The organism is Fimbriimonadaceae bacterium (assembly GCA_019638795.1).
Lineage (GTDB): Bacteria > Armatimonadota > Fimbriimonadia > Fimbriimonadales > Fimbriimonadaceae > JAHBTB01.
Genome location: JAHBTB010000014.1, coordinates 25492 through 37610 on the forward strand (window position 1 = coordinate 25492; position 12119 = coordinate 37610).

Consider the following 12119-nt stretch of genomic DNA (forward strand, 5'->3'; position numbering starts at 1 on the left):
CACCTTACCGCGGGAGGCCGGGGACCGGCTATCATGCCATGCCCCGATGACCTTTGAGCCCACTCCTTTCGGCACGTTGCCCGACGGCCGTCCTGCGACTCTGTATACCCTCGACAATGGTCGGGGCCTGAGAGCGTCGCTGACCGACTACGGCGCCACCCTGGTCGATCTTCAGACCCCCGACCGCGACGGGAAGTGGGGGAGCGTCGTCCTCGGCTACCCCGATTTGGCGGGGTACATCGACGGGAAGTGGTACCTGGGGGCGGTATGCGGGCGGTTTGCGAACCGGATCGCGGGCGGCGCGTTCACCCTCGACGGGCGACGGCACCAACTCAGCGTCAACGAGGGCGCCAACCATCTTCACGGCGGTGCCCAGGGGATTGACCGGTCGTTGTGGCGGGCCCGGCATGTCCGTCGCGACCGGGTTGTCTTCGAACTGACGAGCCCCGACGGCGACCAAGGGTATCCGGGCAACCTGCGGGTCCGCGTCACCTACACCCTGACCCCGAGCAACGCGCTACGGCTGGAGTATTGGGCCGCGACCGACAAGGCGACGCCGGTGAACCTGACCCACCACGCTTATTTTAATCTCGCTGGTGCCGGTCCGGTCGGGGAGCACCGCCTGGCCGTGCGGGCCTCACGCTACCTCCGCACCGGTGAAGGCAGCATTCCCACCGGAGAGACTCTGCCCACCCGGGGCACCCCCTTTGACCTGGGGCACGGCACGACCTTGCGGGAACGCATGGCGTCCGACCATCCGGAGGTCAGGGCGGTGGGGGGAATTGACCACTGCTATGTCTTGGACTTGCGTCGCTTTGGCCTCGCCGCGGTTCTTGACGACCCGGCGAGCGGCCGGGTCATGAGGGTCTTCACCGACCTGCCCGGGCTCCAGGTCTACACGGGCAACTTTCTGGACGGGAAGCTCTTTCCCCGTCACGGAGCGGTCTGCCTGGAGACCCAGCGGTTCCCCGACTCGCCAAACCATGCGCACTTTCCCGACACGGTGTTGAGGCCGGGCCAGAAGTTCCGCAGTGTCACCGAGTATCGGTTCAGCCTGGGGGCGGGACGATGACCGGCGGCCGGGTCGGTGTCGACGAGAGTGGCAAAGGCGACTACTTCGGGCCCCTCGTCATCGCGGCCTGTTACGTGGACCCGTCCCTCGACGCGGAACTGGAGGGGGTGAAGGACAGCAAGAAGCTGACCGACGAGGCGGCCTTGAGGCTGGACCCCGTGATCCGTCGGGTGTGCCCGTTCGCCGTCGTGCGCGTCGACCCGCCGAAGTACAACGAACTGTATGCCAAGATCGCGAACCTGAACAAGTTCCTGGCGTGGGGGCACGCCCAGGCGATCGAGAACGTCCTCGCCAAGGTGGACTGTGACCTCGTCATCAGCGACCAGTTTGCGAACCCGGCCGGCCTCCAGCGGGCGTTGAAAACGAAGGAGAAGGCGCAGCATGTCCGGCTCATCAGCCGGGTGCGGGCGGAAAGCGACCTCGCCGTCGCGGCGGCCAGCGTTTTGGCCCGCGCCGAGTTCTTGCGCCGCCTCCGGTCCTTGGGCGACGAAGTGGGGATGGCCCTGCCCAAAGGAGCGGGCACCCAGGTCGACGACGCGGCGCGGCGGCTGGTGCGGGAGCAGGGCCGCGAGGTCTTGCCGACCGTGGCCAAGATGCACTTCAAGACGACCCAGAAGGTCTTGGGCGGCCAGGCTCCCCCGCTATAATCACGGCCATGGCGACCGTGCTCCTGGACAGCGAGGCGATGAAGCGCACGCTCGGGCGCATGGTGCACCAGATCCTCGACCACAACGGCGGCGCCGAAGACCTCGTCGTCGTCGGCGTCTTGCGCCGTGGTTACCCGGTGGCCAAGCGCCTTGCGTTCATGCTCACCCAAGCCGAGGGGTTCACCGTGCCCTGCGGCAAGCTCGACGCCCGTCGGAGCCGGGACGACCGCCCCACGCCCGACGAGGATCTGACCGAGATACCCTTTGAGGTCACCGGCAAGCACGTCGTCCTCGTGGACGAAGTCATCTACACCGGCCGCACCGTCAGGGCGGCGATGGACGAATTAATGAAGCACGGGCGGCCCAAGACCGTGCAGCTCGCCGTCTTGGTCGACCGGGGCCATCGCGAGTTGCCGGTCCAACCCGACTACGTGGGCCGAGAAGTGCAGACGGAGCGTGACGACCACATTGTCGTCAAGGTCAAAGAGATCGAGGGCGAGGACGCGGTCGAATTGGTCGCGGGGGTGAGGCCGTGAGCCGGAGCCTTCTCGCCGTCCGTCACCTTGAGGCACCGGTCCTGAAGTCCCTGGTCGACCGGGCCGCCGAACTCAAGGCCAGGGTCGCCAAGGACGGCCCGGCCAAGCCCGCCCGGCCCCATGTCATCGGCCTCCTCTTTTTTGAGAACTCGACCCGGACGCGGGTGAGCTTCGAGCAGGCTGCGTTCTATCTGGGGCACAAGTGCGTGAACTTCAACTCGTCGGGGAGTTCGCTCAGCAAGGGCGAGACGTTGAAAGACACGATCCTGACCCTGAAGCACGAGGGGCTGGAGGCGATGGTCATCCGCCATAACGCCAGTGGGGCATGCGCTTTGGCGGCCAAACACTTTGATGGCCCGGTCGTCAACGCGGGCGACGGCCAGCACGAGCACCCCACCCAGGCCCTCGGTGACGCCCTGACACTGCTGGAGCGGAAAGGGACGCTCACCGGACTGAAGGTCGCGATCGTCGGAGACGTGATGCACAGCCGGGTCGCCCGGTCGAACGCCTGGTTGCTGAGCAAGCTCGGCAACGAGGTGCGGTTTGTGGGGCCGAGGACGCTCATCCCCAGCCACACCTCGATGTTGCCCGGGCAAGTGTTCTACGATCTGCGCGCCGGGATCGCGGACGCGGACGTGGTCATGTGCCTGCGGCTACAGAAGGAGCGCATGGCCGACGGCATGATCTCCTCGGTCTCGGAGTTCGTCCGGCTCTACCAAGTCAACCGGTCGAGTGTCCGGGCCGCCAAGCCCGACGCCATCGTGATGCACCCTGGCCCGCTGAACCGGGGAATCGAGTTGGACGACCATGTCGCCGACGGCGCCCAGAGTGGCGTCACCCAGCAGGTCACGAACGGGGTCTACGTCCGGATGGCCGCGCTGGAATGGGTGTTCGGGGAGGAAACGAAGTGAGGACCCTGTTCAAGAACGGCCGTATCCTTGACCCAAGCCAGGACCTGGACGTCGTCGGCAGCGTCATCGTCGAAGACAGCCAGATCGCGGAGGTCGGCCCAGACATTGACGAGGGCGGTGTCGACGAGGTCTACGACTGCACCGGCTTTTGGATCACCCCCGGACTGGTGGACATGCACACCCACCTCCGTGAACCGGGCCACGAACGCCGGGAGACGATCAAAAGCGGTACCCAGGCCGCCGCGGCAGGCGGTTTCACGACGATCTGCTGCATGCCGAACACCTCGCCGGCCCTCGACAACGCGGCCCTGGTCGACTTCATCCTGGACAAGGCCGCCGCCCCCGAAGCCGGCGGGGTCTTCGTCGCGCCGGTCGGTGCACTGACGGTGGGCAACGAGGGTGCGGTGATCGCCGACCTCGCCGCCCTCAAGAAGGCGGGGATCGTCGCAGCGAGCGACGAGGACGCCCCGGTCCAGGACTCGCGGGTCATGTTGCGGGCGATGGAGTTCGCCCTGCAACTCGACCTACCTCTGATGTTGCATTGCGACGACCGCGCCCTAAGCCGGGGCGGCAGCATGAACGACGGGGCCACCAGCGCCATGCTGGGCCTGCGCGGCGTCCCCCGCAGCGCCGAGGTGACCATGATCATGCGGAACTGCGAGCTGGCCCTGAACACGGGTTGCCGGATCCATATCATGAGGGTCAGCACGTGGGGCGGTGTCGAGGCGATCCGTCAGTTCAAGTATCTGGGCGCGCCGGTGACATGCGAGATCGCCCCCCACCACTTCGTCTTTACCGACGAGGCGGTCGGCGAGTTCGACCCCAATTTCAAGACGACGCCGCCCCTGCGCACCCAGGTCGACATCGACATCCTGCTCCAAGCGCTCAACGACGGCACGATCGACTGCATCGCCAGCGACCATTCGCCGTACGCGCCGTTCGAAGTGGAGGTGCCGTTTGAAGAAGCCCCGTTCGGTTTGGTCGGCTTGGAATCGACCGTCGCCGCCAGCCTGACCTATCTCACCCAGCGTGGTGTCCTCAGTCCGCTGGAGACCGTCCGCAAGCTGAGCACGGCGCCCGCCGAGGTGTTGCGGCTGGACGCCGGCACCCTGCGACCCGGGCGCACCCCGGTCGCCCAGATCACCGTGGTCGACCCGAACAAGGAGTGGACATTTGACGTCAACCGGACGTTCAGCCGAGGGAAGAACTCGCCGTTCCATGGAACGACCTTCCAAGGAAAAGCGGTTGTGACCTATTGCGGTAATGAGATCTATCGCGACCCCGGGTTCAGCGACGAGAGGTACCGGCTTGCCTTGGCATAGGTCGGCCGCCGTTGCCGCCCTTTCTCTCCTTTTGGTCGGATGCCGGGTCGTGCAGATGCCCGACCCCAACGACCCCGTGTCGGTCGCCCAGAACCCCGAGATCGCCCTGCAAAACATCCGCGAGGCCTACCGCATCATGGCCAACCGGGTGTTCAAGGGCCAGATGACCGTCCAAGAGCGCGACGCGAAGATCAAGGAGCTGGTCGACTCGTACGTGGGCGTGATCGACGTGGACAAGGTGCCGTCGAAGCAAGCATGGCAGTACGCCGACCTGATGCGCCAGGCGGGTCGGTGGGAGGACGCTTACCGCCTCCTGCTCGTCGCGGTGAAAGTGGCTGCAGACGACGACCGGCGGGTGAACGACACCCTCCAACTGGCCCGGGTGGCGGCCCATCTCGGCAAGGTCGACGAGGCGATCAAGGACTGCCGCTCGGTGTTCGGTGTCGCCGACAACCAGAAGGCGCCGATCATGATGTCGGTGCTCTACGAGGTAGTCCCGGAAGGCCTGGGCAAAGGCAAGGACCTGGAACTGGGCAAACTCCTGGAAGACGCGATCGCGGAGCACGAACAGACCATTGTCGACCCGACGACGGAGGCGGGGAAGGAGTTCTTGGCGAGCCGCCCCCACCACGTCAAGGCGGCGTGGGCCAAAGTCGTGCAGATCTATGTCGGGGCCGACCGCAAGGACCTGGCCCGCGAGGCCCTGGCCCGCATGGAAAAGGCGGCCGGCAGCCGGGCCAAAGTCTAACCGGACGAACCCGCCAAGTGGTATCCTGGCCAGCCCGACGAGGAGCGACTACCCCGCATGAGAGTCCGTAACAAAGAACTGAGGAACCGCCGCCGACGCAAAGAGAAGCGGGTCAAGGACCTGATCAAGGAAGCGATCGCCGAGACGAAGTCTGGCGGCAAGGCCAAAGTGGCCAAGCCCGCCGCCAAGAAGGCCGAGGCCGCAGAGAAGCCCAAGCGGGCGGCCAAGCCGAAAAAAGACGCGGCCGAGTGACCTGTTCCTCGGCACGCCGGGCGCATCGCAATCGTTAGTTTCGAACAGGACGGCTAAAATGCCGTCACTTCCCCCATGGCCCAGGCGCTGGAGAGGCTGGATGTCGAACCGGACGGGAATGACCCGTATATCCGGCTGGCCCGCTACGTCCAGGAATCGCCCGGGCGTATCCACGAGCCCGCCGCCGAACTAGCCGCCCGGTTCGGCCTGCCCGAGGCCTTCGTCCGTGACGTCCAGGAGTCGCTGGAGGATCAGGGTGAAGCCCATGACACCCTCGGGGCGGTCGTCCATGTGGCCCGTAAGTTCAGCCTGGGAATACGGGGTCTGGCCACGGAACTAGGCAGCGCCGTCGCCAAGGTTTGGTGCCGGCTGACCGCGTTGCCCCTGCGCTTCGTCTTGGTCAGCGGTCTGGCCTTTCTCGCCGTCTACTTCGCCAGCGCGCCGTTCTTCGTCTTGCGGACAATGGCCCTGGACGGGGCGGTCGGTTTGCTGTTCGTCGTCGTGTTTGCCAGCCACCTGGCATGCTTTGCGCGCCACGCGACGATCCGTGTCCCGCTGGTCGCCTCCGCCGCGCTGGCCCCCGGACTCGTGGCCTTTGGGCTGACCCTTCCCTTGGCCCCCCGGGCCGAGCGCCTGCCGATCCAGCACATCGCCTTTCTCGCCCTCGGCCTGACCGCGTTCTACGCCGCCGTCGGTGTAGGTGCGGCGGTCGTGGGTGGGCTCGTCAAGATGCGCCTCGCCCATCGGCGCGAGTCGCAGTTCTCCCGCCAGGAGCAACTGGACCGGTTGTTCGACTTGGAGCGAAGGTTCCACGAGATCGTGAAGGTGCCCGGCGCCTTGGCCCGGTCGCTCGGCTGGGCCCAGACGGTCAGGCGTTGGGCGGGCTTCCCCCTCGCCGCCTTTCTCGCCGGCGCGGCGTTCGGTGTCTTGCGGGTGTTGCTCGTCGGCGGCGCCCAGACCCTCCATCTGCAGCGGTACACGCTGATGATCCTCCTCCAGATGTTGCTCGTGCCCCTGGGGGTCGCCGTGTTTGCGACGGTCGGCTACTTGGCCGGCGGCGTCCGCAAGGGGATCGCCGCCCTGCTGGTGGCCTTCGGCGGTTACGCCCTCAGCCTGGCCGTTCCGGTCGGGGAGTTTGGCCCCGAGCACCTCTTCGCCTACTTTCGCAGTGGAAGCGCCCTCAACTTCACCGCCGGGCTCATCGTGCTGGGCGTCTTGACGGGCCTTGCCTCACGGGTCGAGAACCAGACGATGCGGGCGGTACGACTCGACCAAAGCGACCCGGTGGCCCTCTACGCCGAAGTGCTCCGCCTGCAAAGGAAACTGCGGCCGGCGTCGCTGGCCACCTGTGTGCTCGTCGTCGACGTCGCCGGTTCTACGTCGATGAAGATGGAGGCGGACCCGCTCAAGATCGAGTACAGCTTTCGGGCGTACCAAGACCTCGTCAGCCAGATCGCGACCGAGAACGGTGGGACAGTCGTCTCCCGGGCGGGGGACGGAGCGGTCGTCTCGTTCCCCGAGAGCGCATTGGCCGTCCACGCGGCCCGGGTGATCCAGTCGGCGATGCCAGAGTTCAACCAGACCAAAAACCTCCTGGACCGCCGGTTCCGCCTGCGCATCGGGCTTCACTCGGGCAAGACGACGGCCGAACTGGAGGAAGTGCCTTTCAACGAGCTGATCGACATCGCCGCCCATGTGGAGCGGGTGTCACCGGTCGGTGGCGTCGCCCTGACCGAGGCGGTCGCCAAGCAGGTGCCGCAGGAACCGACCGCGGCCCTCCAAGACACGGTCGACGGCCATGGCGTGAGGATCGTCCTCAACCCGACTCTGGAGGACCGGCGCTGAGAGTCCAAGACTGGGGCCGCATGGCTTACCGCCCGGCATGGGACCGCCAGTTGGAGGTCCATGCCGAGGTGCTCGCGGGCGGCGACGATACGCTGGTCCTCGTCGAGCACGAACCCGTCGTCACCCTCGGGGCGAACTACCATCCGGCAAACCTCCGGCTCGCCGAGACGGAGTACGCCAAGAAGGGGATCGAGGTCGTGCAGAACGACCGTGGCGGCGACGTGACGTACCACGGCCCCGGCCAGCTTGTCGCCTATCCCGTGTTCGACCTGAGGCGCCATGGCCAAGACCTGCACCGGTGGATGCGCGAGCTGGAGGAGACGATGTTGCTGGTCTGCGCCTCGCACGGCCTGTCCGGGCGACGGTTCGCCCCCCACACCGGGGCATGGGTCGGCGACAAGAAGATCGCCGCGATCGGCGTGAAGGTGCGGAAGTGGGTCAGCTTCCACGGGGTCGCCCTGAATTGCGAGCCACAGCCGAACTTTGCGACGATCGTGCCGTGCGGTATCCCGGGCTACGGGGTGACGTCGCTCACCGAAGAAGTCGGGCGGCTGGTCGGGGTCGAGGAAACGAAGCCCCGGGTCGTCATGGCGTTCGAGCAAGTGTTCGCCGAGGCGAGGAAGGCCGCCGCCCCCTGACTCTGGACGAGCCCGGAGACGGCGGGGCCGAGGTCTACTTGATGACCGGCAGACGGTTGAACGACTCGCCGAGGATCACCTTGCTGTCGTTGCCCATCCAGTCTTCGAGGGCCGAGGCGTACACCGAGCGGAAGTCAACCTGCCAGCGCAGGTCGCCGTCTTGGAGGGCGGCAAAGTCGGGGCTGGCCCCGTAGAGTCCGCCTTTGACCCGGGATCCGATCAGGAACATCGGGGCGGCTTGTCCGTGGTCGGTGCCGCCGCTGCCGTTCTCGTAGGTGCGTCGGCCAAACTCACTGAAGACGAGGACCATGACCTTGTCGGCGCGGCCCGCTGCCTCGACCTCCTGTTGGAAGGCGGTCACGCCGTCGCTCAGGCTCTTAAGGAGCTTTTCGTGTTGCTCGGCCTGCTTGGCGTGGGTGTCGAACCCGCCGGCGCTGAAGTACACCACGCGGGTCTGGGGCGAGGCGCAGACGAGTTGGGCGATCTGCTTGAACCCCCGGCCGAAGACGTCGTTGTTGTAGGTCTGCTTGGGCGTGAAACCGCCGAGCTTCGCCTTGAGCGCGGACATCGCGTCGAGGGCGGAGGTGTTGGCTTGCTGGATGATGCGGGTCGCGCTGCCTTCGGCGGCGTCCATACCCTGGATTTGGCGGAGCATCTTCTCCATGTCCGCGTCCCCGACCATCTGCTGGACGTCGGTCAGACCGGCGAAGCAGGGGATCGAGGCATGGGTGCCGACGAGGGCGCGGGGTTTCTCGGTCGACAGGCCGACCGCGGCGAGCGGGTCCACCTTGCCATGGTCCATGCGGTCGTCCATGTAGCGGCCGATCCAGCCCGACTTCAGCTTGCCGTCGGGGCTGGCCGACTGCCAGATGTCCATGCTCTTGAAGTGGCTTCGGTTCGGGTTCGGGTAGCCGACGCCCTGGATGACGGCCACCTTGCCCTGCTTGAACAGGCCGTGGAGGCCGCTCATGGCAGGGTGGAACCCGAGGCCGGAGCCCAAGTCAAGCACCTTGTCCTTGGGAATGCCGATCGTCTTGCGGGCCTCGTAGTACTTTTCGAGGTTGTAGGGGACGACGGTGTTTAGGCCGTCGTTCCCGCCGCTGAGCTGGATGACGACGAGCACGGTGTCTGGGTCGGCCTTCTCGCCTTTCGCCGCGCGGACGACATCGGCCTTGGCCACGGCGGACAGCCAGGGCGGGGCCATCAGTCCGACAGCCAGCACACCGGAAGTCCGCAAGACGTCACGTCGGGAGAAATCTGTGCTCATAGTCGTTATCCTACTGTAGTGTATGGTCGGAATGACGGCGGGGTCCATGGTAAGTTCAGTGATTCGTGACCAGTCACCGTTTGACCCGGTGAAAGAAAACCGTCGTTCGATCGGGGTCGCGGCCGGACTGGCCTTGCTCACCCTGGCCACGTTCGCCTCCGCCGCCGGCCGTGGCCCGGAGAGCGCGATCAAGAAATTCCACGAAGCGGTGAAGGAGAACGACGTCGCCGCCTTGGCCCAGGTGACGCTCCAACCACCGGACGACCCGGACGTCCAACGGCTGGCCGGAGTGGTCAGGCAACTCCTGTCGATCGAGCCGCATGTCGAACTGGGCAAAGTCCAGTCCATCCGCACCGACGCCGTGGTGGACGTGACGTACAACCGCGGCCGGTTTGGGAGGCAGACCGTCCGGTTTGTCCTTAGCCAAAAGAAGCAGGTCTGGCAGGTCGACGCCCGCGAAACCCTAGACCTGTATCGGCGCCCCTTCGGCCTTTGAATCTCGGGTTTAATTGAAGCTTATGAAGAGGTCGGGCCGCGCCAGCATCGTCGTCGTCGGGGGCGTCGTCGGAATCCTCGTCATCCTATTTTTCGCGTTGACGTCCGGGGAGGCGCCGAACACGGTCGCGAACCGGTTTATGTCGGCATTGGCCAAAGGGGACGCCAAGACCCTTGCCGAGGCGAGCATGATCGGGGACATGTCCACCGCTGACATGCAGAAGGCCTGGGAGAGCACCTTGGCCGCCTCCAAGCACTACACGTTCATTTACCGGGTCATCTTGGTCGAGCAACCTAGCCCCGAACAGGCCAACGTCAAGGTGGGCGTCGAACGGAACTTCCGCCCGGGGGGCGCGAGCTACGAGGAGAACTACCAACTTCCCATGCGGAAGAAGGACGGCAAGTGGCTAGTAGAAGTCCCGAGCATCCCGCGCGACATGTACCCTTGGCTACCTCGGTGAAGCCTGAGTTGAGCGACCGCTAGGACTTGCGGACGCGCCATCCCGGAGGCCGTCCGTGGCCCGCCGGTATCCTCGGCGGCGTCCATGACCCCAGAGAACATCCGGAACATCGGGATCATCGCCCACGTCGACCACGGTAAGACGACCTTGGTCGACGCGATCTTTCGCCAGGCGGGGTTGTTCCGGGACAACGAGGCCGTCCGCGACCGGGTCATGGACAGCAACGACCTGGAGAGGGAACGCGGCATCACGATCCTCAGCAAAGTCGCGAGTTGCGTCTACCAGGGCACCAAGATCAACATCGTCGACACTCCGGGCCACGCCGACTTCGGCGGCGAGGTCGAGCGGGTGCTCAGCATGGTCGACGGCGTGTTGTTGGTCGTCGACGCGTGCGAAGGCCCGATGCCCCAGACGAGGTTTGTCCTCAAGAAGGCTTTTGACAACGGCTTGAAGGTCGTCGTCTGCATCAACAAGATCGACCGGGACGGCGCACGGCCGGTGGACGCCTACGACAAGACGATCGACCTCTTCATCGACCTGGGTGCCAACGAGGACGACCTGTTCTTCCCCCACCTTTACGTCAGCGGAGCAGGCGGCTTCGCCCGGTTGGAGCCGAACGGGCACGAGACCGACCTCCGGCACCTCTTCGAGGCGATCATCAAGCACATCCCCGCCCCGGCGGTCCAGCCAGACGGTCCGTTCCAGATGCAGGTGAACAACCTGGACTACAGCGACTACCTGGGCCGGATGTTCGGCGGCAAGGTGCGCCGGGGGAGGGTGCGGGTCGGCGACCGCATGACCCAAGTCCGTGAGGACGGGAAGCAGATCAGCTTCAACGTGACCAAGGTCTGGAACTACGAGGGTCTGAAGATGAAGGAGGTTGAGGCGGGCGAGGCGGGTGAGATCGTCATGCTGAGCGGCCTCGACGAGGTCCTCATCAGCGACTCGATCTGCGACGCGAGCTTTGTCGAGCCACTCCCCCGTATCCAGGTCGAGCCCAGCACCCTCACGATGAACTTCTTCGCCAACAGTTCGCCGCTGGCGGGCAAGGACGGCGGCAAGTTTCTGACGATCCACAAGATCCGTGAGCGGCTGGAGAAGGAAGAGAAGACGTCGGTCAGCCTGAAGATCAGCAAGGAGAGCGGGCCCGAGACGGTGACGGTCGCCGCACGCGGCGAAATGCAGCTTTCGGTGCTCATCGAGACGATGCGGCGGGAAGGGTACGAGATGGCGATCGCCCGTCCCCAGGTCATCTTCCGGGAGAGTGACCTAGGCAAGCGCCTGGAACCGGTGGAGCAACTGACCTGCGAGTTCGACGACACCGCGATGGGCGACGTCATGGAAGAGTTGAGCCGCCGCAAGGCCGAGGTGCAGACTATGGAGTCGCTGGGCAACGGCCGCAGCCGCGTCGTCTCCTCGATCCCCACCCGGGGGCTCATCGGGTTTCGGTCCAACTACCTGACGATGACGCGCGGGAGCGGCATCATGGCGTCCATCTTCGAGGGGTACGAGGCCTATCGCGGCGAGGTCATGTCGCGGGCCAACGGCTCCCTTATCGCCAAAGACCCCGGCAAGCTGACCCGTTACGCCTATGAGCACATCCAGGAGCGGGGCCAATTCTTCTTTCCCGTAGGCGTCGACGTTTACGCCGGCATGATCGTCGGGCAAGCCAGTCGTGACGAGGACATGGTGGTCAACGCGACGATCCAAAAGGCCGCCACGAACATGAGGTCGGCGACGTCCGACTCGACCACCGTTTTGGACGCCCACAAGGAGTTTTCGCTGGAACAGGCGCTGGCCTGGTTACGCGACGACGAGCTCCTTGAGGTCACGCCGAAGATGTTGCGGTTCCGCAAGAAAATCCTCGACCACAGCGAGCGCAAGGTCGCTGAGCGTCGGGCGACGGTCTGACGGAGCGGCAAAAA

At 65.6% G+C, this 12119-nt stretch carries 13 protein-coding genes; 12 read left to right on the forward strand and 1 reads right to left on the reverse strand.

Going from position 1 to position 12119, the window contains the following annotated elements; all coding sequences use genetic code 11:
* Window positions 1-46 precede the first annotated feature (46 nt).
* The 9 genes from KF857_12590 (at window position 47) to lipB (ending at window position 7971) form a co-directional block, all read left to right on the forward strand.
* Window positions 47-1072, forward strand: coding sequence for a galactose mutarotase (locus KF857_12590; GenBank protein MBX3112829.1), 1026 nt, complete (start codon window positions 47-49; stop codon window positions 1070-1072).
* Window positions 1069-1719: a ribonuclease HIII gene (gene rnhC / locus KF857_12595; protein MBX3112830.1), complete on the forward strand. Its 651-nt coding sequence runs from the start codon at window positions 1069-1071 to the stop codon at window positions 1717-1719. Before KF857_12590 ends, rnhC begins: the two co-directional genes overlap by 4 nt.
* A gap of 8 nt (window positions 1720-1727) precedes the next feature.
* Window positions 1728-2255: a bifunctional pyr operon transcriptional regulator/uracil phosphoribosyltransferase PyrR gene (gene pyrR / locus KF857_12600; protein ID MBX3112831.1), complete on the forward strand. Its 528-nt coding sequence runs from the start codon at window positions 1728-1730 to the stop codon at window positions 2253-2255.
* The gene (locus KF857_12605; protein MBX3112832.1) at window positions 2252-3166 is read left to right on the forward strand and encodes an aspartate carbamoyltransferase catalytic subunit; all 915 of its coding nucleotides are present in this window, start codon (window positions 2252-2254) and stop codon (window positions 3164-3166) included. Before pyrR ends, KF857_12605 begins: the two co-directional genes overlap by 4 nt.
* Complete coding sequence (locus tag KF857_12610) at window positions 3163-4488, forward strand: dihydroorotase (GenBank protein MBX3112833.1); 1326 nt, start codon at window positions 3163-3165, stop codon at window positions 4486-4488. Before KF857_12605 ends, KF857_12610 begins: the two co-directional genes overlap by 4 nt.
* On the forward strand, window positions 4475-5236 hold the full coding sequence (locus KF857_12615; protein MBX3112834.1) for a hypothetical protein: 762 nt from the start codon (window positions 4475-4477) through the stop codon (window positions 5234-5236). The genes KF857_12610 and KF857_12615 overlap by 14 nt, the downstream gene beginning before the upstream one ends.
* A gap of 57 nt (window positions 5237-5293) precedes the next feature.
* Entirely contained in the window at window positions 5294-5488 is a 195-nt protein-coding gene (locus KF857_12620; GenBank protein ID MBX3112835.1) for a hypothetical protein, read from the forward strand.
* A gap of 75 nt (window positions 5489-5563) precedes the next feature.
* Entirely contained in the window at window positions 5564-7333 is a 1770-nt protein-coding gene (locus KF857_12625) for an adenylate/guanylate cyclase domain-containing protein (GenBank protein ID MBX3112836.1), read from the forward strand.
* A 20-nt stretch (window positions 7334-7353) separates the two neighbouring features.
* A complete protein-coding gene (gene lipB / locus KF857_12630) occupies window positions 7354-7971 on the forward strand; it encodes a lipoyl(octanoyl) transferase LipB (protein MBX3112837.1) in 618 nt (205 codons plus the stop codon).
* 34 nt (window positions 7972-8005) lie between these two features.
* Here the strand turns inward: lipB and KF857_12635 are convergent, their stop codons facing one another.
* Window positions 8006-9238: a DUF1501 domain-containing protein gene (locus tag KF857_12635; GenBank protein MBX3112838.1), complete on the reverse strand. Its 1233-nt coding sequence runs from the start codon at window positions 9236-9238 to the stop codon at window positions 8006-8008.
* 58 nt (window positions 9239-9296) lie between these two features.
* Between KF857_12635 and KF857_12640 the strand changes: the two genes are divergently transcribed.
* From KF857_12640 to typA, 3 genes are all read left to right on the forward strand, one after another.
* On the forward strand, window positions 9297-9734 hold the full coding sequence (locus KF857_12640; protein MBX3112839.1) for a hypothetical protein: 438 nt from the start codon (window positions 9297-9299) through the stop codon (window positions 9732-9734).
* Between the two features lie 22 nt (window positions 9735-9756).
* Window positions 9757-10194, forward strand: a complete 438-nt coding sequence (locus KF857_12645; protein ID MBX3112840.1) for a hypothetical protein — start codon at window positions 9757-9759, stop codon at window positions 10192-10194.
* Window positions 10195-10278: 84 nt separating this feature from the next.
* On the forward strand, window positions 10279-12105 hold the full coding sequence (gene typA / locus KF857_12650; protein MBX3112841.1) for a translational GTPase TypA: 1827 nt from the start codon (window positions 10279-10281) through the stop codon (window positions 12103-12105).
* Window positions 12106-12119 lie beyond the last annotated feature (14 nt).